This window comes from Aquibium oceanicum (assembly GCF_001889605.1).
Taxonomy (GTDB): Bacteria; Pseudomonadota; Alphaproteobacteria; order Rhizobiales; family Rhizobiaceae; genus Aquibium; species Aquibium oceanicum.
The window spans coordinates 2,817,832-2,841,636 of sequence record NZ_CP018171.1 but is presented as its reverse complement, the minus strand read 5'-3'; the positions used below and the strand labels follow the sequence as shown (position 1 = coordinate 2,841,636).

The window sequence follows — 23,805 nt, the reverse complement described above, 5'->3', positions numbered from 1 at the left end:
ATGCAAAGGCGGAAAGAGTGGACGAAACGTAAACCGGAATGGCTCGAAGGAAACGATGAACATTCCTGGCACTCCTGATTCGGTCATTCGCAACAGTATCGAGACGGCGTTGCGGCGCCTGCCTGACCAAGCCCCCCGATACCGCCATGCAATCTATGCCCGTGCTCGCAAGACCATCACCGAGAATTCTCCCGAACACATCGCGATTCTGGAGGAAGTCATCGCCGATCTCGAAAGGGAGCATGCCCCGGATGTCCCCGAAGAAATGGCGGGTCCCGAGCACGATGCCCCGGAGGCGGAGCGCCCGCGCCGAGAGCGGCGCGTACCCGGGCGGGCATCGGTGTTATTCGCCGGCCTGGCGGCGATCCTCATCCTCGGTACGGCCACGGCCTCCTGGTGGCTCTACCAAGTCGAAAACGCCATACCGGAAGCAAGTTTCACGTCAACGGCGGAGGGCGACTACCTCATGACCGCCGGGGATTTTCCGCAGGGGACGATAATCGTCCCCGAAGGCCTTTCGGTCGGCCGGGAGGAAACCGCCCTGTCGTTGTCCGGCTATCTTGAAGGTGCTGTGCCGACGGGCAGGACCACTGGAGTTTCCCTTGCGCTTCCGCACGAGATCGAACTGCAAGCCTCCGGCAAATCAGCGACAATCACCATCCTCGGCACGGCTGACAAGCCAGGCACGATCTGGGTCGCTTATTCCACGAACGAAGTGGGAAACAGCGGATGGAAGAAGCTCGATGTCGGCGCCGATGCTAATCGTGCATCCTTCACCTACCAGGTCCCGCCGGCGGTCAATTATCTAGGCGACTTCATCGGCATCTTGCCGGATCCCGAGGAGACCGGCAACACGTTCCTGCTCGAGGCGATCAGCATCCGGTTGGAATAGCGGCCGACGCCCGCGGCCGGTGCCGGATATCAGGGCACCGGCGGCTGCCGCCGTCACTTCGCCGGGACGTCACACCAGTCGCGACTGCTCCACTGCCGCGCCGATGAAGCTTGCGAACAGCGGGTGCGGCTCGAAGGGGCGCGACTTCAGTTCGGGATGGTACTGCACGCCGACGAACCAGGGATGGTCGGGATACTCGATCGTTTCCGGCAGCACGCCGTCGGGCGACATGCCCGCAAAAACGAGGCCGCACTGTTCCAGGCGATCCTTGTAGTCGATGTTGACCTCGTAGCGATGGCGATGGCGTTCCGAGATCGCCGTGTCGCCGTAGATCGCAGCGATCTTGGAGTCCGGCGCCAGCCGCGCATCGTAGGCGCCCAGCCGCATCGTGCCGCCCAGATCGTCGGTCTCGCGGCGCTTTTCCAGCATGTTGCCCTTCAACCATTCCGTCATCAGGCCCACGACCGGCTCCTTCGCCGGGCCGAATTCGGTCGAGGACGCTCCCTCGATGCCTGCCAGCGACCGTGCCGCCTCGATGCAAGCCATCTGCATGCCAAAACAGATTCCGAAATACGGAACCTTGCGCTCGCGCGCGAACTTAGCCGCCAGGATCTTGCCCTCCGAGCCGCGCTCGCCGAAGCCGCCGGGCACGAGGATGCCGTGCACCTTTTCCAGCCAGGGTGCCGGGTCCTCCTTCTCGAACACCTCGCTCTCGATCCAGTCGAGCTTGACCCGCACCCGGTTGGCTATGCCGCCATGCGAAAGCGCCTCCATCAGCGATTTGTAGGCGTCCTTGAGGCCCGTGTACTTGCCGACAACCGCGATCGTCACCTCGCCTTCGGGATTCTGGATGCGATCGGACACTTCCTGCCAGCGTTCCATGCGCGGCTTGGGCGCAGGATCGATGCCGAATGCCGCCAGAAGTTCGCCGTCGAGCCCTTCCTTGTGATAGGCGATGGGCACGTCGTAGATGTGCGAGACGTCGAGCGCCTGGATGACGGCCGATTCGCGCACGTTGCAAAACAGCGAGAGCTTGCGCCGCTCTTCCTTCGGGATCGGTCGATCGGCGCGGACCAGCAGGATGTCGGGCGCGATGCCGATCGAGCGCAGTTCCTTGACCGAATGCTGCGTCGGCTTGGTCTTCAACTCGCCGGCGGCGGGGATCCATGGCATCAGGGTCAGATGAACGTAGACCGCGTTGTTGCGTGGCAGATCGTTGCCGAGCTGGCGGATCGCTTCCAGGAAGGGCATCGCCTCGATATCGCCGACCGTTCCGCCGATCTCGCACAGCACGAAGTCGTACTCGTCATTGCCTTCGAGCACGAAGTTCTTGATCTCGTCGGTGACGTGCGGGATTACCTGAACGGTGGCTCCGAGATAGTCGCCGCGGCGCTCCTTCTCGATGATGTTCTTGTAGATGCGGCCGGTGGTGATGTTGTCCTGCTGGTTCGCGGACCGTCCGGTGAACCGCTCGTAGTGGCCGAGATCGAGGTCCGTCTCGGCCCCGTCGTCGGTCACGAACACCTCGCCATGCTGGTACGGAGACATCGTGCCGGGATCAACGTTCAGATAGGGATCGAGCTTCTTGATGCGCGCGCGATAGCCGCGCGCCTGCAGCAGGGCTCCCAGAGCCGCCGCCGCGATGCCTTTGCCAAGCGAGGAAACCACGCCGCCAGTGATGAATACATATCGCGCCATGGGAGTCAGGGCTTAACGCTGGCAGCACGATTCCGCCAGAGGAAAAATCCCCGCCGCCCACCTTTCCCCCGGCTGCTTTCGGACCTGCGTCGGCAAGCGCGATCGGCGATGGTTGGAATATGTCGTTCCACCGAGGGCGAACGCTCCGGTTTAGCTCTCCGGGGCGCGGAAACGAAAATGAAAGTGAGGAGGAAACTCGATGACCGCCCTACCCTCCTTCGAGTCCCACGGAGCCGCCCGACCTGGAAGATGTTGATCTCCTCGTCACCGATCGTGCGCGCGGAGGATGGCCGTGCTTCAGGGCGTCCTGCTCGTCAGGCACGCGCCGGCTGCGGTGGCGGAAGTGTTCTGCGTGTCACGCCTCGCCGGGCAATGGGGCCACTTTTTCGGTAACCTGCCGAAGGGTGTCGATGTGCAGGCAATCGCAGAGCGCGCGCGGCCAGCGTAAACTTCTCCAGCCAAGCCGCGACAGGTCACGATGCGGGTCTTAAACAGTCGAAGGTCGCGGCCCGGCGGATGCGGGCCGCGGGAACTCTGTCAGAGCACCACGACTTCGGTGCCGACCCGCACGCGGCCGTAAAGGTCCATCACGTGCTCGTTGATCATCCTAAAGCAGCCGTTCGACGAATTGGTGCCGATGGTCTGCGGCTGGTTCGTGCCGTGGATACGGATATGCGTGTCCTTCTTGCCCTGGTAGAGGTAGATGGCGCGCGCACCGAGCGGATTTGCTGGACCTCCGGGCATGCCGTCCTTGTACTGCCCGTACTTCTTCGGCTCGCGCTTCTGCATGTCGAGCGTCGGGATCCAGCGCGGCCATTCCTGCTTGTCGCCGACCTTGGCCGTACCCTTGAACTCCAGGCCTTCCCGTCCGACCGCGATGGCGTATCGGCGGGCGCTGGTCGGCGTTTCCACCAGATAGAGGAAGCGCTTGCCCGTATCGATCACGATGGTTCCGCGCTGATATCCGGAGAAGGCGACGGTCTGGGGAACAAACTCGTCCTTGACCGCGAATTTCCGGCCCTTCTGCGTCTGCTCCAGCACGCCGTCGAGTGCTTCGGTCTGGGGCAGCAGCCGCGAGGCCGGGCTGCCGAAGAGGCCGCCGAACAGGCCGGTCTGCTGCTCCACGGTGCTACGCAGTTCGCCGTTGTTGCCGCTGGAGACCACCTCGGCGACGGTCGGGACGGGAACGCTGGGCTGCGCCTTCCGGGCTTCCGACGCCTTCTGGCGCTCGGCAACGGCCTTCGTTTTCTCCTTCGAGGCGAGCTTTGCCTTCTCGGACTTGGCCGGCTCCTTCTTCAGGGACAGGGGCGGCGGAGAGAAACGAAACCTGTCACCTTCGGCACGCGCCGGTCCGAATGCGGCAAGCGCCACCGCGGCGGCCAATCCCAATGCAAGCAACACACGCCCTGAACGCATCGTCTCGATCCATCTTTCGCTACAGCTCGGACGGTCTGGAAAATCCCTATCCGCGAGCTGCGGCATAATAGCGGAGAAAGATCAATTTTCTCAACGAACTTCGTCGGTTCGCCAGCTCCAAAGAGCGAACCGAGGAAAAAGGGTTGCAGCAAAACAACAGTCTAAGAAAGGAAATGCCTTCGACATGAAGAAACGGCCGGACAACCGGCCGTTTCATTGCATCAGAAGACGACGACTACTGGTTGGGCACCTGCGGACCCGCGGGCGCCGCCGGTTCGACCGGCGCGGGCGTATCGCTGCCGCCGAGTTGGTCGAGCACACCGCCGCCGCTACCCGTTCCGTTTTCCTGCTGCTGCTGGCCCGCGGGCAGGCGTTCGAGGATGTCGATCGGCTGTTCGCCGTAGCGCGCAATCAACGTGAGCCCGAGCGACGTGACGAAGAATGCTGCCGCGAGAATGGCCGTCGCGCGCGTCAGCGCGTTCGCGGCACCGCGCGCCGTCATGAAGCCGGACCCGCCGCCGATGCCGAGACCGCCGCCTTCCGAACGCTGCAGAAGGACGACGCCGACCAGCGCAAGGACGATCATCAGGTGGATGACAACGAGTATGGTTTCCATATTTCCAATCCGCGGAAATTTTCCGGCAAGTACGACGCCTTGGGAGAAGACGCGGCTCAATACACGCCTTTTGCGGGGTTTCCAAGTGCAAGTGCCCGCAGGCACGGCGGGATGTGGGTGTCCCGCACCTTCGTGTCAAACGAAATCGGGCGCTCCCGCCGTCTACAGCGACCTGTAGGCTTCCGCGATTCCCAGGAAGTCCGAGGCCTTGAGGCTCGCTCCTCCGACGAGCGCGCCGTCGACGTTGTCGACCGACATCAGCTCGACCGCGTTGGAGGGCTTGACCGAACCGCCATACAGGATGCGGGTCGTGGCGGCTTCGGCGTTCATCTTCTTTCCCAGTTCCGCGCGGATGTGCGCGTGCGCCTGCGCAACGTCCCGGGCGGTTGGGGTCAGGCCCGTCCCGATGGCCCAGACGGGCTCGTAGGCGACGACGGTGTTCTTGCGCGTGGCGCCGGGCGGCACCGATCCGGCGACCTGCCGGGAGAGAACGTCGAGCGTCCTGCCTGCGTCGCGTTCGGCCTGCGTCTCGCCGACGCAGATGATGGCGGTCAGGCCGCCGAGCCAGGCCGCCTCGGCCTTCAGCTGGACCTGCGCGTCCGTCTCGCCGTGGTCGGCCCGCCGCTCGGAATGCCCCACGATGACGTGGCTCGCGCCGGCATCCTTCAGCATCTCCGCCGAAATGTCGCCGGTATGGGCGCCGCTCGGGCGTGCATGGCAATCCTGTCCGCCGCAGCGGACGGGCGTGGAGGAGAGAATCTCGTGGGCTCGCCACAGCAAAGTGGCAGGCACGCACAGCAGTGCATCCGTCTCGGTATCCAGCCCGCTCATGAAGCCGTGGCCGATCGACCGTAGCTCGCCCAGCGAGGCGCCGGTCCCGTTCATTTTCCAGTTGCCCGCGACGAGCGGCCGGATGCCCTTGGTCATGATTGAAATCCCGATAGGAAACGAGGAGATGCGCGGGTTTCCTACCAAATCGGCACCATAAAGCAATCGACACCCGCCTCGAAGGAGTCTATTTGCTCACCTGAATGCGCGCCTTCTTGCGCGACAATTGTCACGAATTCGGAACTCAGATGCTCGATTCACTACGCTCGGCGGCCGGAACCTGGGTGGCGAAGCTCCTGCTTCTGCTCCTGGTCCTCAGCTTCGCCGTCTGGGGAATATCCGGCCAGCTCGCCGGGACGACCGGCGGCGACGTCGTCACGGCCGGAGACACCACGGTGTCGGCGATCGACTACAGGCTGGCCTACGACCGGCAGCTCTCGGCGATCTCCCAGCAGTTCGGCGGACGCATCACGCGGGAGCAGGCGGTGGCGTTCGGCCTAGACAACCAGGTGCTCGGGCAGGTGATCGCCGGTGCCGTCCTGGACGAGCAGGCGCGCAACATGCATCTCGGGGTCTCGAAGGACCGCCTCGCTTTGCTCACCGCGGAGGACCCGGCGTTCCAGGGACCGAACGGCGGCTTCGACCGCCGCCAGTTCGAGTTCGTCCTGCGGCAGATCGGCATGCGGCCCGAGGACTATCTGAAGAACCGCGAGCAGGTGGCCGTGCGCCAGCAGATCGTGGATGCGGTTTCCGACGGACTGTCCGTTCCCGATACCTTCATGCGCGCCATGGCGCTCTATCAGGGAGAGGACAGGACCGCGGAATATCTCGTCCTGCCCGCGACGCTCGTTGAGCCGGTCGAAGATCCCTCGGACCAGGTGCTGTCAGGGTATTTCGAGGACAACAAGGCGCGCTATGCGGCACCGGAATACCGCCGCGTCGCCTACGTCAAGCTTGAGCCCTCCGATATTGCCGACCCGTCCTCGGTCACCGACGAACAGGTTGCAGAGGACTACGAGAACAACGCCAGCCACTACACGACGCCCGAGCGCCGCACGATCGAGCAGATCGTGTTCGCCAACGAGGACGCGGCCAAGATCGCCGCCGATCGCATCTCGGGAGGTGCCACGTTCGAACAGATGGTCACCGCGGAAGGAAAGACGCTGGAGGACGTGCGGCTCGGCACGCTCGAAAAGACGCGCGTGCCGGATCGTGCGATCGCCAACGCCGCTTTCGAGCTCCAGCCGAACGAAGTCAGCGGTATCGTCGACGGGGCCTTCGGTCCGGCCATCGTCCGCGTGACGGAGATCAAGCCGGAAGTGGTGAAGCCGCTTGCGGAGGTGAAGGACGAGATCCGCCAGGAGCTCGCGCTCGCCGAGGCCAACCGCATCCTGTTAGACGTGCATGATCGCTATGAAGACGCGCGCGCCGGGGGTGCGACCATGCAGGAAGCCGCGGCGGATCTGGGCCTCCAGACGGTGGTCATCGAGGCGATCGATTCGTCGGGCCAAGGGCCGGATGGCGAGACGCTGTCGCAGGTGCCGCAGCTGCCGGTGCTGCTGGGCGGAGTCTTCGAGACGGAAGTCGGCGTCGAGAACCCGGCGATCAACATCGGATCCAGCGGCTTCCTCTTCTATGAGGTCGAGGGAATCACCCCCAGCCGCGACCGCACCCTCGAGGAGATGAAGCCGAAGGTGCTCGCCGACTGGCTGACGGCCGAGAAGTCCTCGCGCATCTCGGCAAAGGCCGAAGAAATCAGGAAGCGCGTGGCCGACGGCGCATCTCTGGACGATATCGCCGCCGAACTCGGTCTGGAAAAGCAGGTCAAGCGCGGCATCAGGCGCGGCGCGGCGGATGCCGATATCGGCGAATCGGGTGTCGCCGGAGTATTCGGTGTGGCCGAAGGCGGCACCGGCACGACACCGACGCCTACCGGTGACGGCCAGATCGTCTACAAGGTCACGGAAGTCTTCGAGCCGGCGGGAGCCAGCGCCGAATCGCTGACGCCGGAGACCCGCCAGGCGCTTCAATCCGGCTGGTCGGACGATCTGCTCGACCAACTCGTCTCCGAACTGCGGGGCCGCTACGACGTCCGCGTCAACCAGTCCGCCATCCAGCAGGCCTTGAGCTTTTGAGGCGGGATGAGCGACTTCAAGCCCTTCATCGCCAAGGTCGCGTCGGGTAGCGCCCTCACGTTCGACGAGGCGCGTGCCGCGTTCGACATCGTCATGTCGGGGGAAGCCACGCCGGCGCAGATCGGCGGGTTCCTCATGGCCATGCGCGTGCGCGGCGAAACCGTCGAGGAGATTTCCGGCGCCGTCGCGACGATGCGCGCCAAGATGCTGCCGGTCGCGGCGCCCGCGGATGCCATCGATATCGTCGGCACCGGCGGCGACGTCTCGGGCTCCTACAACATCTCGACCTGCGCGGCCTTCGTGCTGGCCGGCGCCGGGGTCCCTATCGCCAAGCATGGCAACCGGGCCCTTTCGTCGAAATCCGGCGCGGCCGACACGTTGTCGGCGCTGGGCATCGATCTCGACATCGGTCCCAAGGGCATCGCCGCCTGCATCCGCGAAGCGGGCGTCGGCTTCATGTTCGCGCCGAAGCACCATTCGGCCATGAAGCATGTCGGCCCCGCACGGGTGGAACTCGGGACACGCACCATCTTCAATCTGCTCGGCCCGCTGTCGAACCCCGCCGGCGTGAAACGCCTTCTGGTAGGGGTCTTCGCGCCCGAGTGGGTCGAACCGGTGGCGAACGTACTGAAGACGCTCGGCGCCGAAGCCGCATGGGTGGTTCACGGCGATGGCCTGGACGAGGTCACGACGGCGGGCTCCACGAAAGTGGCGGCGCTGAAAGACGGAGCCGTCGACGTCTTCACCATCGAACCCGAGGACGCGGGCCTGCCGCGCGCCGACTTCGCCGACCTTCGCGGGGGCGATGCGGCCCACAACGCGCTGGCGCTGCGGTCCGTGCTGGCGGGCGAGAAGTCGCCCTACCGCGACATCGTTCTCGCGAACGCCGCCGCTGCACTCGTCGTGGCGGGACGGGCATCGACGCTTCACGATGGCGTCGCGCTGGCAGCAGAAGCGATCGACGGTGGCAAGGCCGAGAAGGCGCTCGAACGGCTCGTTGCCGTCTCGAACCGCGAGGGAGCCGAATGACCGACATCCTGCGCCGGATCGAAGCCTACAAGCGCGACGAGATCGCGTCCGCGAAGGCGCTCGTGCCGCTGGCCGACATGCAGGCGCGCGCGCTGGACGCCTCCCCTCCCCGCGACTTCGCCGGCGCGATCCGCGCCAGGATCGATACGGGCGCCTTCGCACTGATCGCCGAGATCAAGAAGGCAAGCCCCTCCAAGGGACTGATCCGGTCCGATTTCGATCCGCCGGCACTCGCCCGCGCCTACGAATACGGCGGCGCCGCCTGCCTCTCGGTGCTGACCGACACGCCGTCGTTCCAGGGCGCGCCGGAGTTCCTCACCACCGCGCGGTCGCAGACCTCGCTGCCGGCGCTGCGCAAGGATTTCATGTTCGAGCCCTACCAGGTCTTCGAGGCGCGGAACTGGGGCGCCGACGCCATCCTGATCATCATGGCGAGCGTCTCGGACGGCGAGGCACAGGCGCTGGAGGAGACGGCCCGTTCTCTCGACATGGCTGTCCTGATCGAGGTGCACGACGAACCGGAAATGGAGCGCGCGCTGCGCCTTTCCTCGCCGCTGATCGGCATCAACAACCGCAACCTTCGGACCTTCGAGGTTGATCTCGCAACGTCGGAACGGCTCGCCGAGATGGTTCCCGACGATCGTATCCTCGTCGGCGAAAGCGGCATCTTCACGAACGACGACTGCCGCCGGCTGGCAACGCGCGGCATCAACACGTTCCTCGTCGGCGAGAGCCTGATGCGCCAGGACGACGTAGCGGCGGCCACGAAAACGCTGCTCGGTCTAGGCTCGGCGGACGTCCGGAAATCGGCCTGAGGCCAAAATGCCCGAGAAGGCCGCCCTCACCCATATCAGCACCTCCGGCGAGGCGCACATGGTCGACGTCGGTGCAAAGGCCGAGACCGCACGCGTCGCGGTGGCCGAGGGCTGTGTCACGATGGCGCCCGCGACCTTGCGCATGATCCTCGACGGCAACGCCAGGAAGGGGGACGTGCTCGGCACGGCGCGGATTGCCGGAATCATGGCCGCCAAGAAGACGCACGAGCTCATCCCGCTCTGCCATCCGCTCATGCTGAACAAGGTGTCGGTCGAGATCGACCCGGACGAGGACCTGCCGGGGCTGCGCGTGAAGGCCACCGCGTCGGTGACCGGAAAGACCGGCGTGGAGATGGAGGCACTCACCGCCGCCTCGGTCGCCTGCCTCACCATCTACGACATGGCGAAGGCGGTTGACCGCGGCATGACCATCTCGGGCATCCGCCTGCTGGAGAAGACTGGTGGCAAATCGGGCGACTGGCGCGTCGATGCAGGCTAGAACGTCCGCTCTCCTCCCCGTCGACGAGGCGCTGCGCCTGCTGCTCGACGGCGTCGAGCCGCTGGCGGCCGAACGCCTGCCGATCGCGGATTGCGGCGACCGCATCCTCGCGGCTGACATCGTATCTTTGCGCACGCAGCCGCCCTTCGACGCCTCCGCCATGGACGGCTACGCGGTCCGCTCGGCCGATGTCTCCCGCCTGCCCGCCCGGCTGAAGGTGATCGGCGCGGCCCCGGCTGGACGGCCCTTTGCCGGCACGGTCGGTCCGGGCCAGGCGGTGCGCATCTTCACCGGCGCGCCGATGCCCGAGGGCAGCGATTGCGTCCTTATCCAGGAAGACGCGACCACGATCGCCGACAATGTCATAGAAGCCAAGGAAACCGTCTCCGCCCGACGCCACGTGCGCGCGCGCGGCCTCGATTTCACCGAAGGCCAGCCGTTGCTGAACCGCGGACGCCGGCTCGACCCGCCGGCTCTTTCGCTTGCCGCCTCGGCCAATCACGCCGCGCTCGACGTGGTGAGGAAGCCGCTGGTCGCGGTCATCGCGACGGGCGACGAACTGCTGCCGCCCGGCAGTATCGTGGGGCCGGGCCAGATCATCGCCTCGAACGGGTTCGGCGTGGCCGAAATCGTCCGCTCCGCGGGGGCTCGAGTGCTCGACTGCGGCATCGTTGCGGACGACCGCGACGCCATATCGGCCACGCTCGACCGGGCGCTGGAAGCGGGCGCGAATCTGATCGTGACGATCGGCGGCGCGTCGGTCGGTGTCCACGACCTGGTGCGCGAAGTGCTGACGGCGCGCGGCGGCGAACTCGACTTCTGGAAAATCGCCATGCGTCCCGGCAAGCCGCTCATGGCGGGAACGCTCGGCGGCCGAAAAATCGTCGGTCTGCCGGGCAATCCGGTAGCGAGCCTCGTCTGCTCCTATGTCTTCCTCAAGCCGCTGGTTGCGCGCATGGCGGGCCGGCTGCACGAGGCGGATCTGCGAACCGGCGTTCTCGGCGCACCGGTGTCCGCAAACGACCAGCGCCAGGACTACCTGCGCGCCGCGATCCGCCGCGAAGACGGCCGCATCGTCGCCACGCCCTCGATGATCCAGGATTCCTCCATGCTCCGCGTCATGGCCGAAGCCGGAGCCTTCATCGTACGCGCGCCCTTCGCACCGCCCGCCGAAGCCGGAGAGGAGTGCCGGCTCCTGGTGTTGTCCTGACAAACAGAAAATCGTAGGCGCCGTCGCCGATTAGAACTCGCGACGCAGCGGTCGGCGCGCGTTGCTCACTATGTTGTGGATCATCGTCATGACGGCGATCTGCGTTTCAGCCGTCGTTCCGTCCACGCCTCTCATCTGACGCCCGTTCAACCCGTCGACTGCACCCGCCCGGGCGCAGGCGGCGAGCATGTCGGACTCGATGCCCAGATCATGGAGCGCGTCGGGACGGTCGGTTGCCAGCGCGATGCCCGCGGCGAGCGCGTAGCCGGCCCAGTTGGAAATCGCGGCGACCATCAGGACGTCGGTCCTGACGATGGTCCCGATGCCGCCTCCGCAGCCGCAGCGGCACTTCCGGCCAAATTCCTGTATCTCGGCGACCGCCTCCGTGACGCGCCCGAAGCCGATCTCGTTTCCGCCGTCGCCGATACCGATCGTCGGGATGCCCGCCCTGCCCGCGGCGTCGGCCAGCGCGTCGGCCGAGGCCATGACGGTGCGGTCCCGTCCGTTGCCGGTGATCGTGTGGAAGCGGCCCTTGTCGTTAGGCCCGCCCTTTTCGACGAAAATCACCGCGGCCGGACGGTGCTGCTCGACGAGCGCGGCGGCTTGGCCCTCCCAGTCCTCCGGAGCCATGAGCAGCGGAACGCACATGGCGGAGGCGGCCCGGGCCGCGAACATGTCTTCTGCCAGAACGGAGAGGCCCGCGGCTTCCGCCGTCGCTGCGATCGGAGCCAGATTGCGCTCCTCCGACAGGAAAATCGGCTTCGCACCGAGAGCGAGGTCGAGCGCATGGGCGATGGCCACCGCGCCGAGCGGTCCATCCGTTTCGCCGTAGGGCAGAAACGGTGGAGCGCCGGCGCCGGTCACGATCAGCACGCGATCGCCCGGCTTGACTGCCTTCACCAGGAGTTCAGTCGCAAGCGTGGTCAGCGGGCGTCCAGCCTCCGCGCGGGCGGCATCGTAGAGCCGATGAATGATGCCTCTGGGCACCCCGGAAGCATAGCGCATCTCCACGCAGATGAGGCGGTCGAGCGCCTCGCCTATCACATCATCCACACTCGTCTCCCTGGAAAGTCTCGTCGGCTCTGTCCGCCGGCTGTCAGTGGCCGGGCGGGAAGGTCCCGCCCGGCATCGCATCAATTCGTCGAAGCGGACAGGCCAGTCACCGGGCCAAGGATCTCGTCGAACTTCGCCGCGCAGTCTTCCCCGCAGCGGGCGACCCAGGCGGGGATCACGACATCCGTCAGCGTCTGGCGCAGCTTGGCCATGTCCTCTTCTGACGGGGTCACGACACTCATCGCCTGTTCCGCGGACACGAGCTGGCCGATCTTGCAGTTCGCTTCGTCGCCCGAGTTGCAGGCGACGCCGTCCGCGGTGCCCGCGGCCGCCAATGCCCACTGCTCGTCCTCGATCTTTGCGTAGAGATCGCCGACGAAGGTCTGGACGTCGGGGGCGAGTCCGTTCCACCAGTCGAGCGAGACATAGTAGCCGCCGGTTCCCCAGGACACGGGAATGTTCAGCATGCTGTTGGTCACCTCGAACCATTTGGCGGCGTTGCCCGACAGCGCCGCCGTCACCGCACAGTCCGCCACTCCGCGCTCGAGCGCGCCGTAGACCTCGGGGAAGCCGATGGAGACAGTCTGTCCGCCGAGGCTCTGGACGAGATCGTTCTGCGAGGGGCTGAAGGTGCGGACCTTGTGGCCTTCGAGGTCGGCGAGGCTGTCCACTTCATCCTTGCAGAACATGATGTTGGCCGGGAAGGGATAGGTCCCGATCATGCGGATGCCGAACTTCTCGAGTTCCGTGTTCGACGCGTCGATCACCGCGTCGGCGACCGAACGCGCGGTCTTCACGTCGGGGCTCAGGCCCGCGAGATCGGCGATCTCGAGGAACGGAACCTGGCCGGAGACCTGTGCCAGCGGAGCAGCCCCGACATCGACCTGGCCTTGCCGCACGAGGTTCAGGATGTCGGCGGCCTGAACTCCGTATTCGGCCCAGGTCGACGGTTCGACGGCGACCCGGCCGTTCGTCCAGTCCGGGACCTGCTTGTAGATCGGCATTTCGACCTTGGTGTACTGCGTCAGGGTCGGCAGGGTCTGCGTCACGGTCTTCAACGTAAACTTGTCGCCTTCGCCGCTGAGCGTCGGATTGTCCTGCGCATGCGCCGCGGAAGCGGCAACGATGCCGATCACCGACGCCGCGATGAGATGTCTCATTCTCGTCTTCATGTGTTCCATCCTCTTTTCTTGTGTTTCCGCCTCATACTGGCTCCAGCACGGGCTGGCGGTCGAAACCCGTGATTTGCTGGGCGCCGGTCTCGGTCACGAGGTAGGTGTCCTCGATCGCGAAACCGCCGTGTTCCGGGTCGAGGAAGAGCGTCTCGACGTTGATGACCATGTCGGCTTCGAGAACCGCTTCCCCGCCGCCGATCAGCGGAGGGCTTTCGTGGTGCTCCACTCCGAGCCCGTGGCCGACATGCTCCATGCGGAAGGTGGGGATGCGCTTGCGCGCCACGCGTATGGCGGCGTCGTAGAGCTCGCGCACGGGGCGGCCGGCGCGCAGCAGTTCCGCCGCAGCGCGTTGGCTATCCAGGCATCCGAGGTAGAGGTTCTCCTGCTCTGTGGACATGGATTTCCACATGCGCGTGACCGCCGTGTCGGCGTGGTATCCCTGATAGCGGGCGCCCAGATCGAAGCGGATCGCATCGCCGGCACGAAGCTTCCGTTCGCCCGGGACGGCATGGCTGACGGCCCCGCCCGGGCCGAAGCCCAGCACGAAGTTGGCGATGTTCTCGCAGCCCCGCGCCGCGACGCCCGCGGCGTAGACCCGGCCGAGTCGCGTCTCCGTCACGCCGTCCCGGGTGGCCGCAAACATGTCTCCGACCGCCTCCTCCATCGCGGTGGTGGCGACGCGGATGCGCGCGATTTCGTCCGGCGTCTTCACCGAGCGAATGTCCCGGATCGCCGCCTGCGCCGGCACGAGCCGCAGGTTCGGCCGCAATTCGCCGATCGCCGAGAGGATCCAGGCCGGCAGGTAGCGCTCTTCGAAGCCAACTCGCGCGCTCGCCGGCAGCAGCCGGTCGAGCGCGGCTTTCCAGGAGGGCAAGAGGTCGCCGTCCATGTCGGTCGCGAATTCCGTGTAGCCCAGGATTTCGGGAACCCAGCTGCGCCGCTTCATGTCCTCGAAATCCCAGCTCGGGACCACCGCCGCGGTGTGGTCGCGGTCGCCGAAGACCAGCGCTAGGAAAGGCCGGTCGAGGAACGAGAAGGTCGACGGCACCGGGAAGTCCGTGGCGTAGATAAAGGTGCGCGGATCGGCCAGGAGGAGCGCGTCGAGACCTTCACGCTCCATGACGCGCTCGGCGCGGGGACGATTGAAGAGCATGGTCAGGCCCCCCACGCCGCCTTCAGGACCCGCATGGCATTGCCGCCGCAGATTCCTTCGACCTCCGGACCGCTGAAGCCTGCCTTCTCCAGCGCCTGAGGGAGATGCGGCAGATCGGCATGCCCGGCGAGCCCTTCGGCATAGAGGGTTTCGAAGACGTAGGGGCCGACCATTTCGGGATACATGCGGCGCGTGCCGTTCTCCCACTTGATCTTGGAGTGCGGGAAGAAGTCGGTGCCGATCGCAACGTGCTCGGGTCCGACGAGGTCGGCGACGTAGCGGAAGTGCTTGAGCACGTCGTCGAGCGTCGGGCGCGCCTCGGTCCCGCAGAACGGTGAGTATGGCGAAATTCCGATGACGCCGCCGCCTGCGGCAAACGCCTTGATCTGAGGGTCTGTCAGGTTGCGGCCCGACGGCACCAGAGCCTTGGCGTTCGAATGGGTCGCGGCAACGGGCGTCTCGCTCATTTCCGCGATTTCCAGGCTGGTGCGCTCGCCCGCATGCGACACGTCGATCAGGATGCCGCACCGGTTCAGTTCGCGAACCGCCCGCCGCCCCAGGAGCGTGAGCCCGTCGTCGACGGGTTCGAGGCAGCCGGCACCGAACTGCGTGCTTTCGTTGTAGGTGAGCGCCGCGACCCGAAGGCCGAGCGTCGCGAGAATCTGGATATAGGGCGTCTGGTCCTCGATGAAATGCAGCCCCTGCACTCCCTGGATGATGCCGAGACGCCCGGAGCGCCGCGCTTCGAGAATGTCCTCCGTTGTCTTCACGTGGAGGAGCATGTGCGGCGCTTCTGCGAAAAGGTTCTGGTAGTCGAAGAACTCGACCAGCACCGGCTTAATGTCGCGCGCATAGAGCGCCATAGTCAGGTTGACGGCGGAAAGACCGCCATCGAGCAGTTTGCGGCCATAGGCGAGCGGCTCGTCGGCGGGAGGCGTGAGCAGCCCGACTGCTCCGCCAAGAAGGTCAATCATCAGGGGGCCGGCGGTCTTGCTCATTCGGTCGTCTCTCGTCATTGGGTCGTTCACAGCAGCACCAGCGCCATGCCCGGGAAGATCAGCAGGAGGATGATCGCGGCGAAGTAGGCTCCCACGAACGGCAGCACTCCCTGGAAGATGTCGGTGATCGGACCGCTCTTGCGTAGGCCCTGCAGGACGTACATCACGGTTCCGTCCGGAGGCGTTATGAGAGCGATCTCGACCAGGAGCGTGATCATCACGCCGAACCAGATCGGGTCGTAGCCAAGCTGGATGACGATAGGGAAGATCACCGGGATGGTCGTCACGATCATCGAAAAGCCTTCCATGACCGTGCCCATCGCGATGTAGACCAGCACGATGACCAGCATGATCGACCAGCCGGGCAGCGGCAGGTCGACCACGAAGGCCGCCATAGACTGCGGCACCCGCAGGGTCGTCAGGACGAAGTTCAGCACGAAGGCGCCGATCAGGATCAGCCCCACCATCGCCGTGCTGCGCGCGGCCGCGAGAACGCTCTCGTTGATGGTTCTAAGCGTGAGCTTTCCTTCGATGGCCGCGAAGAACACCGCGCCGACCACCCCGAACGCCGCGGCCTCCGTCGGCGTGGCCAGGCCGCCATAGATCGTCCCGAGCACGAGGCAGATCAGGAGAACGGTCGGGATGATCCCCACCGTGCCCTTCAGCTTCTCCTTCAACGGTATCCTGATCTCCGACCTCGGCAGCGGATGGCGCAGGCCGTGGATGAGGATGACCAGCAGGCAAAGGACCGTCACCAGCAGTGCCGGCAGGATCGCGGCCGTGTAGAGCGCGCCCGCCGAGGTGTTGGTCAGCAACGCGTATATGATGAGCAGCGTGCTCGGCGGGATCAGGCTTCCGAGCGCGCCGCCGGCCGCGAGCGAGCCGAGAACGACCTTCTTGTCGTAGGCGGTGTCCTCGAACTGCGGCAGTGCCACCGACCCCATCGTCGCCGCCGTTGCGATCGAGGACCCCGACATGGCGGAGAACGCCGCGCAGGAGACGATGTTGGTATGCAGAAGGCCGCCCGGCAGCCGGTTGAGCCACAGGTTCAGCGCGCGGTAGAGCTTCGTCGAGACGCCCGACCGCAAAAGGAACTCGCCCATGAGAAGAAACAGCGGCAGCGCGATCAGCACGTAGTTGGACGAGGTGGTCCAAGCGGTCGCGCCGAGGAAGTTGTAGAACGGCCGGTCCGAGAACACGAAGCCGGTGACGACGCCCAGCACGCCCAGCGTCGCGGCAATGTAGACGCCGGCTGCCAGGAATCCTCCGAACAGGAAGCAGAGGGCCAGGATCGGCCAGATGTCGACGTCCACCGACGCGCCGCTCAACCAGAGCCATCCCAAAAGCAGGAGGAAAAGCAGGAGGACGACGAGCGCGATCATCGGCGGTCTCCTCCGACCGCGCGGATCGCCTCCGCCGATTCGTCCTGCGAATTGTGCGGGCGCATGAGTTCGTCGATCTCTTCCGGCCTTCGCAGAGCGAGGAGCAGCACCACTTCCGCCGTCAGCGCGATCGCGAAGACAGCCAGCATGAAGAGACCGAAACTCCAGAGCCCTTGCGGAACGATCATCGGAATGCGCAGCGCCGAGAGGTCGTGCGCATCGAAGAGGAGCGTCTCCTCGATGACGTTTACCGCCGACCAGCAGAGGATCGTCACCAGCGCCACAAGCGCGAGCAGGGCGAACAGGTGAAGCCAGACCCGTACCGAAAGTGGCGCCTTGTTGAGCATAAGATCGATCCGGATGTGCGCCCGCTCGGCGAGCGTGTGCGCCAGCGACCAGCTGATGCCGAATGCGAGCAGATAGCCCGAGATTTCCGTCGTCGCCCCCGACGAAACGCCGAAGAAGGCGCGTGCGATCACGTCGAGGGTGATGAAGCCGGCCGTCGCGAAATAGGCCCACCCGGCCATCAGCGCCATCGCGTGCAGCGCGACTTCTAGCAGCCGCCGGATGCCGACGGTGATTTGGAGCGCCCCGTTCACTCGCGCCGCCCCCATCCGCCACCACCGGGCGTCTCGACCACCAGCACGTCGGCCGGTCCGACCTCGACCCTGTCCGCCTTCTCCGAAAGGGCTTCCTCGACGCCGTCCCGCAGCACGTAGAACCGGCCCGGACGGCCCGCACCGCCGCCGTCGATGCCCCACGGCCGGTGTCGGAACCGCTCCCCCGATCCCGAGAACACGGTCGCGTGGCCGAGCGGGCGTATGGCCCGGACTACGCCGCGACCGCCGCTCGTGCGACCGACCCCGCCGGATCCCTCGATCAGATTGTAGTTCTCCACCAGAAGCGGATATTCCGTTTCGATCGCCTCGACCGGGAGGTTGGACGTGTTGGTCAATCCGGCCTGGACGCCGTCCTTGCCGTCGCGGGTACGGCGGGCCCCCGAGCCTCCGCCCAGCGTCTCGAAGTAGACGTACTCGCGTCCCGTCCGCGGATCGCGGCCGTAGAACATCGCGGAGGTGTTCGAACCGTTGGACGCCGCGGTGACGGCATCCGCAGCGCACCGAAGATCGCGTCCACCACCCGCATGCCGGTCTGCACCCTGTGGGCGACCGCGGCCGGCGCCGTGGCATTCACGATACTGCCGCATGGCGCGGTGATCGTGACGGGTCGCAGAAGCCCGGAATTGTTCGGAGCGTGTGGATCGAGCAGCACCTTCAGCGCGAAGGCGACGGTGGATTGCAGTCCGTTGAAGACCAGGTTGATGTTGCCTGGAACCTGCGGCCCGGTGCCTTCGAAATCGAGCGCGATCTCGTCGCCAGCGACTTCGATCCGCACCGCGATCGGGATGTCGAAAACGGCCAGCCCGTCGCCGTCCATGAGGTCGGTGAACGCATAGACCCCGTCCGGAATGCTTGCGATCGCATGGCGCATGCGGCGTTCGGTGCCGGCGAGGATGCCCTCGAAGGCCGCGAGCAGTGTTTCCGGATCGGTCGTCGCCGTCAGTTCCTCCATCCTGCGGAGCCCGAGCCGCGACGCTGCGAACTGGGCGTTGAAATCCCCGAGCCGCTCCTCGCGCATGCGCATGTTCAACAGGATGAGCGTCCAGACGTCCTCCACGCGCTCGCCTTGCGCGAAGAGCTTAACGAGCGGTATCCGGATGCCCTCCTGGTAGATTTCGGTCAGTCCGGAGGCCATGGAGCCGGCGCGCGCGCCGCCGATATCCGCGTGATGCGCGATCGTGCAGACGAAGCAGATCAGCTTGCCGTTAGCGAAGACCGGCTCGGCGGTGTTGATGTCGGGAAGATGCGATCCGCCGCCTTCGTGCGGGTCGTTGGCGATGAACATGTCGCCCGGCCGGATCGTCTCCAGCGGATAGCGCGCGCCGATGGCTCCGACCAGGCCTATGAGCCCGGAAAGATGGATGGGAAGCGAGTGCGCGGCCTGAGCAATCAGACGACCTTCCGTGTCGATGATCGCGGTCGAATGGTCCCGCCGTTCTTTGATGTTGCTGGAGAAAGCGGTGCGGGTCAGTGCCGCGAACATCTCGTCGGTGACGGAGGCCAGCGCATTCTGCAGAAGCTGCAGGCGGATCGGCGACAGAGCCTCTTGGCCGGGCGAACGGACGAGCACGGTCAGGCGACCTCCATCACGAGATTGCCGCGATCATCGGCGCTGAGCCGATCGCCGGGGCCCACCAGCACTGTGGAATCCGTCTGTTCGATGACGGCTGGCCCCTCGATGCGGTCGCCCGGCCCGATCGCCTCCCGCCGATAGATCGCCGCTTCTATGTTCCCGCGCGCATCGAAGACGACGGCCCGTTTGCCGACGCTCTCTGGTTCGCCGTGCGCGGACGGGGCCGGATGCCATTGACCGCCGTCCAATGGCAGGATCGCCTCCGCGCGAAGCGCCACGATTTCGATGGAGGCGTCCGCGTCCGCATGGCCGTACATCTGGCGATGACGGGCGACGAAGGCGGCGCGGAGCCTGGCCTCATCGGTCGGGGTCTCGACTTCGACGCGCAGTTCGTAGTTCTGCCCGACGAAGCGAAGATCGGCGAAATAGGCGACCGCGCCCTCCCCTTCGAGCGAGCGAAACCATGCGGCTGACTTTGCGGCGAGCGCTGCGATGCCGTCGGAAAGCGCGTCCATGCCCGCCGGATCGAGCCGCTTTCCGACCGCCACCACGTAGTCCTCCCGCAAGGGAGCATTCAGCAGACCCTGGGCGCACAGCAGTCCGGGACGGGCCGGGACGATCACCCTGCGAATGCCCAGCGCGCGGGCAACTTCCGCCCCGTGAAGCGGGCCTGCACCGCCGAAGGCGACGAGATCGAACCCCTCCGGATCGATCCCCCGCTCCACCGAGATCTGCCGGATCGCGCGGACCATCGTCGCATTGACGATTTCGATGATGCCGAGCGCGGTTTCCTGCATCGGCAGACCAAGATCGGCCGCGAGCCCGCCGATGGCGGCGGCGGCGGCCTTTTCGTCGAGCCGCATCTCGCCGTCGATCAGCACCGCCGGCAATCGACCGAGCACGAGATTGGCGTCGGAGACGGTCGGGCGATCGCCGCCCTTCCCGTAGCAGGCCGGTCCCGGCACCGCGCCCGCACTCTGCGGCCCGACCTTCATGAGGCCGTCGGTATCGATCCAGGCGATCGACCCGCCGCCAGCGCCGACGGCATTGATGTCGATAGACGACACCTTGACGGGACGTCCCTCGATCTCGCGCTCCGACGTGAAGGTCGGCTTGAATCCGCGCACCAGGCTCACGTCGGCCGACGTCCCGCCCATGTCGAGGGTGATGAAATTACCTACCGAACTGTCGCCGAGCGTTTCCAGGACACCGACGATGCCGGCGGCCGGACCCGACAGCGTCGTTCGTACCGGCAATTGCGCCGCGCGGCTAAGCGGCATCAGCCCGCCCGACGACTGGTTGATGCCGATCTCCGCCCCGCACCCGTTCGCCTTGAGCCCTGCACGGAGGCGGGCCAGGTAGCCGGCCATCTCGGGCTGGACGAAGCCGTTGATCGAGGTCGTCGAGAACCGCTCGAACTCGCGGAATTCCGGATGGACCTCGTGGGAGAGGGAAAGGAAGAGGTTCGGTATCCGCGCCTGGAGCGCGGCGCCGATGCGGGCTTCGTGGTCGGGGTTCCGGTAGGAGTGAATGAGGCACACCGCGCAGGCGTCGGCTCCAGACGACGCGACCGCTTCGACGACGCGGGCGATCTCGTCCTCAGTCGGTTCGCGATGGATCGACCCGTCCGCGAGGATGCGTTCGTCTACCTCGATCCGGCGGTCCCGCGGAACCAGCGGCGGAGGACTGTCGGTGTGGAAATCGAACATGAGGGGGCGTGTTTGCCGCCCGATCTCGAGCACGTCGCGAAACCCGCGGGTGGTGACGATGGCAAGCCGCGCCCCGCGCCCCTGGATGAGGGCGTTGGTCGCGACCGTCGTTCCGTGCGCGACACGCGTGAAGGCCGCGCCCGTGACCCCGATCCGCTCTGCCAGCCGCGACAGCCCCTCGAGCATGGCCTGCGCCGGATCAGAGGGCGAGGACGGCAGCTTGAGGACCTCCATTCGACCGTCACCGCCGTTGACCGCGGCGATGTCGGTGAATGTCCCACCCACGTCTATGCCGACATTCCAGGTCGCGGCGCTCGTCATATGCGCCTCACCGGACATAGTTGGCGAAGCGCAGGAGCGTCTCGCAGGCACCGCTCAGATTGGCCCGCTTGATCCGTTCGGCGGCCTCCCCGTCCCTCGCCGCCAGGGCGGCGAGGAGTTCGCGGTGCAGCCGCAGCCCCTCCACCGTGCGGCCCGGCAACAGGATCGAGCGACGCGCCAGGACCGCCAGGCGATCGTAGATCTGCGCCATGGTTTCCTGGAGGACCGAATTGCCGGCGTAAGAAACGATCGAGCGATAGGCGCGGTCGATCAGTTCGAGATAGCCATCGATGTCGTGCTCCTCGATCATGCGGTCGGCGGGCGCGCCGAAATCATGGCACAGGCTTTCCCAGGCCCCCGCGGGCGCGCGCTCGGCAGCGAGGCGGGCCGCAAGCCCCTCGACCGCGCCGCGCAACTCGTAGAGTTCGACGATCTCGTGCGGGCCGAGCCGGGCTATCGTCACCCCGACATTCGCCTCCCGCACCATCAAGCGGCGTTCGACCAGCAGCGAGAACGCCTCCCTCACCTGCGCCCGCGACGCGCCGAACTCCTCGGAAACCTCCCGCTCACGCAGCCGCTGCCCGGCCACATAGATTTCCCTCACGATCCGGTCGCGAAGGATCTGCGCGAGTTCCCCGGTGCCCATCCGCGACGTGACTTCGAGTGCCTGATCCATGTCCAGTCCATCCGCCATGGATGGAATAGGACACATTGTCGATCAGATTGTCAACAATCCGGATTACGATTTTTTTCCCTGTCCTCGGCCCGCTCCAGGCGCTGCGGATGGGCGCGCAACCGGCCACAGAATCATCTTGCCTAGTGGAGCTCACGCTGTGGATTGCCGAGCCCACCGGCCATTGCCGTCAATCCGCCAGCCGGCACCGTCAACGCCAAGGGTCCGCCATAGAGGCCCACTAGGTTCTGCAACTACCGCAAAAAGAGCGTGCTTGTGACGAGCGCTCGTCAGTCGGAGACGCGGCCTCAGGAAAATCAACGACGATAACCGGCCCGCCGGTTTCATGCGCTCTAATCTGGCATACCTCGACCGGGAACTGAGGTGGACCCGCCTGGTGAGACAGTTTGGCGGCTTGGCTAAGGTGGATCGGGTTGGTTTCTATTCCGCCAGTCGCTCCGTCATTTCCGCCGTAGCATAGACCTCGTCGGGTGTCCTGCCGCCGAAGGTCGAGTGCGGGCGTCGCTGCCGGTTTCAAAGGCGTTGAGGAACACGCATTCGTATTTGAGGCTGCGCCACAGCCGTTCGATGAAGACGTTGTCCATCCAGCGGCCGCGCCCGTCCATGGAGATGCGGATGCCGGCGTCCTTCAGCGTGGCCGTGAAGGCGAAGCTTGTGAACTGGCTCCCCTGATCGACAGCCGCCAGGCCAGCACCCTCGGGTCAAGCCCGAGGGCTGGCTCTTGCGGCTGAACCAGTCCATGATGGCCACGAGGTAGAGAAAGCCGCGTCGCATCGGGATGTAGGTCACGTCGGCACACCACACCTGATCCGGCCGCTCGATCGCCCGGTGCCGCAGCAGGTAGGGATAGATGCGATGCCGGGGCTGCGGCTCGCTGGTCTTCGGTGGCTGGTAGATCGACGTCAAGCCTATTCTGCGCATCAGCCGCCGAACTCGCTTACGGCCGTCACACCAGCCTTGGCGACGCACGTGCCGCGCCATCTGGCGCGAGCCATACCAGGGCGTTTCCATGAACGCCTCGTCGGTGTTGCGCATCAGTTCGAGGTTCTCCGGCGTCTCGCCCGCCGGCTGACGATAGAACGACGCCCGCGAGATCGAGACGAGTTCGCGTTGGCGGCGGATTGAAAGCCCTGGGTGATCGGGATCAATCATGATCTTCCTCCGATCCAGGCTCAGCGATCGAAGGTTTTGGCCAAAAAATGCCGCTCAACGACGAGCTGGCCGATCTTGGCGCGCAGCTTCGTCACCTCGGCTCCCCGACCGACCTGCGCATCGGAAGACTTGTCGTCGAACGCTCTGGCCAGGTTCTCGATGGCCTGCCGTTTCCACTGCGTGATCTGGTGGGATGAAGCTGGTGCTTCGTCGCCAGCTCCGAAAGCGTCCCCTCACCGCGGATCGCCTCAAGCGCGACCTTCGCCTTGAATTCGGCCATGAACCGTCTGCGTGTCTTCATCCTGGATCGTCTTTTTCATCGGTCGATCCACCTTATGCCCCTGTCTCGGAGACCGGCACCACCTCACGAAGATTGGGAGGTGAACAGCCCTCGCCCTATATCCCTTGGAAATAAAAACAAATTTTCCACTTCAGCGTGAGCAGGAGAATGTGTTTGCCAGGCCATCTGGCGGAGGGAGTGGGATTCGAACCCACGGTGAGCTCGCGCCCACGCCGGTTTTCAAGACCGGTGCCTTAAACCGCTCGGCCATCCCTCCGGCTTCGTGCTGTATGGGCGAAGCCGCGGCGGTTTACAAGGATGGCGGGGGGCGGACAGGGGCCAGGGTCCGCGTCGCGAGAAATTCCTCGCTGCCGAGATAGCGCGACACATACACCTTCAGATGCCAGCCGAGGCCGCACCACGATCCGGCGCGCAAGAGAGCATTCCCGCGGCGAGGATCATATGCGCCGCCGCCCCGAGCCGTCGAGACATCAAACAATGGTGTCTTCGGGCAAAGATGCCTGCAATCGGAGACATTTCGGTAATCGTTTGCTTGA

General features: G+C 65.6%; 18 protein-coding genes, 1 tRNA gene and 2 pseudogenes. 6 read left to right on the top strand and 15 right to left on the bottom strand.

Annotated features, from left to right (window positions below):
- The first annotated feature begins 55 nt into the window (after positions 1-55).
- A complete protein-coding gene (locus BSQ44_RS13885) occupies positions 56-892 on the top strand; it encodes a hypothetical protein (protein ID WP_072605123.1) in 837 nt (278 codons plus the stop codon).
- A 69-nt stretch (positions 893-961) separates the two neighbouring features.
- On the opposite strand, the gene BSQ44_RS13880 is transcribed toward BSQ44_RS13885, so the two are convergent.
- The 4 genes from BSQ44_RS13880 to tpiA all read right to left on the bottom strand — a co-directional run bounded on the left by BSQ44_RS13880 (position 962) and on the right by tpiA (position 5,549).
- The gene (locus tag BSQ44_RS13880; RefSeq protein ID WP_072605121.1) at positions 962-2,590 is read right to left on the bottom strand and encodes a CTP synthase; all 1,629 of its coding nucleotides are present in this window, start codon (positions 2,588-2,590) and stop codon (positions 962-964) included.
- 537 nt (positions 2,591-3,127) lie between these two features.
- Positions 3,128-4,006, bottom strand: coding sequence for a L,D-transpeptidase (locus BSQ44_RS13875; protein ID WP_072605118.1), 879 nt, complete (start codon positions 4,004-4,006; stop codon positions 3,128-3,130).
- A 235-nt stretch (positions 4,007-4,241) separates the two neighbouring features.
- Positions 4,242-4,622: a preprotein translocase subunit SecG gene (secG, locus tag BSQ44_RS13870; RefSeq protein ID WP_072605116.1), complete on the bottom strand. Its 381-nt coding sequence runs from the start codon at positions 4,620-4,622 to the stop codon at positions 4,242-4,244.
- 162 nt (positions 4,623-4,784) lie between these two features.
- On the bottom strand, positions 4,785-5,549 hold the full coding sequence (tpiA, locus tag BSQ44_RS13865) for a triose-phosphate isomerase (protein ID WP_072605114.1): 765 nt from the start codon (positions 5,547-5,549) through the stop codon (positions 4,785-4,787).
- A 149-nt stretch (positions 5,550-5,698) separates the two neighbouring features.
- On the opposite strand from tpiA, the gene BSQ44_RS13860 reads away from it, so the two are divergent.
- The 5 genes from BSQ44_RS13860 to BSQ44_RS13840 are packed head-to-tail and all read left to right on the top strand — an operon-like array spanning position 5,699 to position 11,138.
- Complete coding sequence (locus BSQ44_RS13860) at positions 5,699-7,585, top strand: SurA N-terminal domain-containing protein (protein WP_072608059.1); 1,887 nt, start codon at positions 5,699-5,701, stop codon at positions 7,583-7,585.
- A 6-nt stretch (positions 7,586-7,591) separates the two neighbouring features.
- A complete protein-coding gene (trpD, locus tag BSQ44_RS13855; RefSeq protein ID WP_072605112.1) occupies positions 7,592-8,614 on the top strand; it encodes an anthranilate phosphoribosyltransferase in 1,023 nt (340 codons plus the stop codon).
- Entirely contained in the window at positions 8,611-9,429 is an 819-nt protein-coding gene (trpC, locus tag BSQ44_RS13850; protein WP_072605110.1) for an indole-3-glycerol phosphate synthase TrpC, read from the top strand. Before trpD ends, trpC begins: the two co-directional genes overlap by 4 nt.
- Before the next feature lie 7 nt (positions 9,430-9,436).
- The gene (gene moaC, locus BSQ44_RS13845; protein ID WP_072605107.1) at positions 9,437-9,928 is read left to right on the top strand and encodes a cyclic pyranopterin monophosphate synthase MoaC; all 492 of its coding nucleotides are present in this window, start codon (positions 9,437-9,439) and stop codon (positions 9,926-9,928) included.
- Positions 9,918-11,138: a molybdopterin molybdotransferase MoeA gene (locus BSQ44_RS13840; RefSeq protein ID WP_072605105.1), complete on the top strand. Its 1,221-nt coding sequence runs from the start codon at positions 9,918-9,920 to the stop codon at positions 11,136-11,138. Before moaC ends, BSQ44_RS13840 begins: the two co-directional genes overlap by 11 nt.
- Positions 11,139-11,168: 30 nt before the next feature.
- On the opposite strand, the gene BSQ44_RS13835 is transcribed toward BSQ44_RS13840, so the two are convergent.
- The 11 genes and pseudogenes from BSQ44_RS13835 to BSQ44_RS13775 form a co-directional block, all read right to left on the bottom strand.
- Positions 11,169-12,191, bottom strand: a complete 1,023-nt coding sequence (locus tag BSQ44_RS13835) for a glutamate cyclase domain-containing protein (RefSeq protein WP_072605103.1) — start codon at positions 12,189-12,191, stop codon at positions 11,169-11,171.
- Between the two features lie 80 nt (positions 12,192-12,271).
- The gene (locus tag BSQ44_RS13830) at positions 12,272-13,351 is read right to left on the bottom strand and encodes a TRAP transporter substrate-binding protein (RefSeq protein ID WP_157894596.1); all 1,080 of its coding nucleotides are present in this window, start codon (positions 13,349-13,351) and stop codon (positions 12,272-12,274) included.
- A gap of 43 nt (positions 13,352-13,394) precedes the next feature.
- The gene (locus BSQ44_RS13825) at positions 13,395-14,519 is read right to left on the bottom strand and encodes a M24 family metallopeptidase (protein ID WP_157894595.1); all 1,125 of its coding nucleotides are present in this window, start codon (positions 14,517-14,519) and stop codon (positions 13,395-13,397) included.
- Between the two features lie 2 nt (positions 14,520-14,521).
- Entirely contained in the window at positions 14,522-15,517 is a 996-nt protein-coding gene (locus tag BSQ44_RS13820) for a dipeptidase (RefSeq protein ID WP_072605097.1), read from the bottom strand.
- A 26-nt stretch (positions 15,518-15,543) separates the two neighbouring features.
- Entirely contained in the window at positions 15,544-16,899 is a 1,356-nt protein-coding gene (locus BSQ44_RS13815) for a TRAP transporter large permease (RefSeq protein WP_083534741.1), read from the bottom strand.
- Positions 16,896-17,498 (bottom strand): TRAP transporter small permease, encoded by a 603-nt coding sequence (locus BSQ44_RS13810; protein ID WP_157894594.1) that lies wholly within the window; start codon positions 17,496-17,498, stop codon positions 16,896-16,898. The genes BSQ44_RS13815 and BSQ44_RS13810 overlap by 4 nt, the downstream gene beginning before the upstream one ends.
- A pseudogene (locus BSQ44_RS13800) lies at positions 17,495-19,002 on the bottom strand (hydantoinase B/oxoprolinase family protein). Before BSQ44_RS13800 ends, BSQ44_RS13810 begins: the two are co-directional and overlap by 4 nt.
- An 89-nt stretch (positions 19,003-19,091) precedes the next feature.
- Positions 19,092-21,122, bottom strand: coding sequence for a hydantoinase/oxoprolinase family protein (locus BSQ44_RS13795; protein WP_072608057.1), 2,031 nt, complete (start codon positions 21,120-21,122; stop codon positions 19,092-19,094).
- A gap of 7 nt (positions 21,123-21,129) precedes the next feature.
- Positions 21,130-21,798 carry a GntR family transcriptional regulator gene (locus BSQ44_RS13790; protein ID WP_072605089.1) on the bottom strand — a complete coding sequence of 223 codons (669 nt, stop codon included), beginning with the start codon at positions 21,796-21,798 and terminating at the stop codon, positions 21,130-21,132.
- Between the two features lie 438 nt (positions 21,799-22,236).
- Positions 22,237-23,269: pseudogene (locus BSQ44_RS13785) on the bottom strand (IS3 family transposase).
- 166 nt (positions 23,270-23,435) lie between these two features.
- A tRNA-Ser gene (locus BSQ44_RS13775) sits at positions 23,436-23,525 on the bottom strand.
- Between the last annotated feature and the right edge of the window lie 280 nt (positions 23,526-23,805).

What these genes read in the sequence shown, in the direction of transcription:
- BSQ44_RS13885 (WP_072605123.1), top strand. Translation starts at nt 56, where the DNA reads ATGAACATTCCTGGCACTCCTGATTCGGTCATTCGCAACAGTATCGAG.
- BSQ44_RS13880 (WP_072605121.1), bottom strand. Translation starts at nt 2,590, where the DNA reads ATGGCGCGATATGTATTCATCACTGGCGGCGTGGTTTCCTCGCTTGGC.
- BSQ44_RS13875 (WP_072605118.1), bottom strand. Translation starts at nt 4,006, where the DNA reads ATGCGTTCAGGGCGTGTGTTGCTTGCATTGGGATTGGCCGCCGCGGTG.
- secG (WP_072605116.1), bottom strand. Translation starts at nt 4,622, where the DNA reads ATGGAAACCATACTCGTTGTCATCCACCTGATGATCGTCCTTGCGCTG.
- tpiA (WP_072605114.1), bottom strand. Translation starts at nt 5,549, where the DNA reads ATGACCAAGGGCATCCGGCCGCTCGTCGCGGGCAACTGGAAAATGAAC.
- BSQ44_RS13860 (WP_072608059.1), top strand. Translation starts at nt 5,699, where the DNA reads ATGCTCGATTCACTACGCTCGGCGGCCGGAACCTGGGTGGCGAAGCTC.
- trpD (WP_072605112.1), top strand. Translation starts at nt 7,592, where the DNA reads ATGAGCGACTTCAAGCCCTTCATCGCCAAGGTCGCGTCGGGTAGCGCC.
- trpC (WP_072605110.1), top strand. Translation starts at nt 8,611, where the DNA reads ATGACCGACATCCTGCGCCGGATCGAAGCCTACAAGCGCGACGAGATC.
- moaC (WP_072605107.1), top strand. Translation starts at nt 9,437, where the DNA reads ATGCCCGAGAAGGCCGCCCTCACCCATATCAGCACCTCCGGCGAGGCG.
- BSQ44_RS13840 (WP_072605105.1), top strand. Translation starts at nt 9,918, where the DNA reads ATGCAGGCTAGAACGTCCGCTCTCCTCCCCGTCGACGAGGCGCTGCGC.
- BSQ44_RS13830 (WP_157894596.1), bottom strand. Translation starts at nt 13,351, where the DNA reads ATGAGACATCTCATCGCGGCGTCGGTGATCGGCATCGTTGCCGCTTCC.
- BSQ44_RS13825 (WP_157894595.1), bottom strand. Translation starts at nt 14,519, where the DNA reads ATGCTCTTCAATCGTCCCCGCGCCGAGCGCGTCATGGAGCGTGAAGGT.
- BSQ44_RS13820 (WP_072605097.1), bottom strand. Translation starts at nt 15,517, where the DNA reads ATGAGCAAGACCGCCGGCCCCCTGATGATTGACCTTCTTGGCGGAGCA.
- BSQ44_RS13815 (WP_083534741.1), bottom strand. Translation starts at nt 16,899, where the DNA reads ATGATCGCGCTCGTCGTCCTCCTGCTTTTCCTCCTGCTTTTGGGATGG.
- BSQ44_RS13795 (WP_072608057.1), bottom strand. Translation starts at nt 21,122, where the DNA reads ATGACGAGCGCCGCGACCTGGAATGTCGGCATAGACGTGGGTGGGACA.
- BSQ44_RS13790 (WP_072605089.1), bottom strand. Translation starts at nt 21,798, where the DNA reads ATGGATCAGGCACTCGAAGTCACGTCGCGGATGGGCACCGGGGAACTC.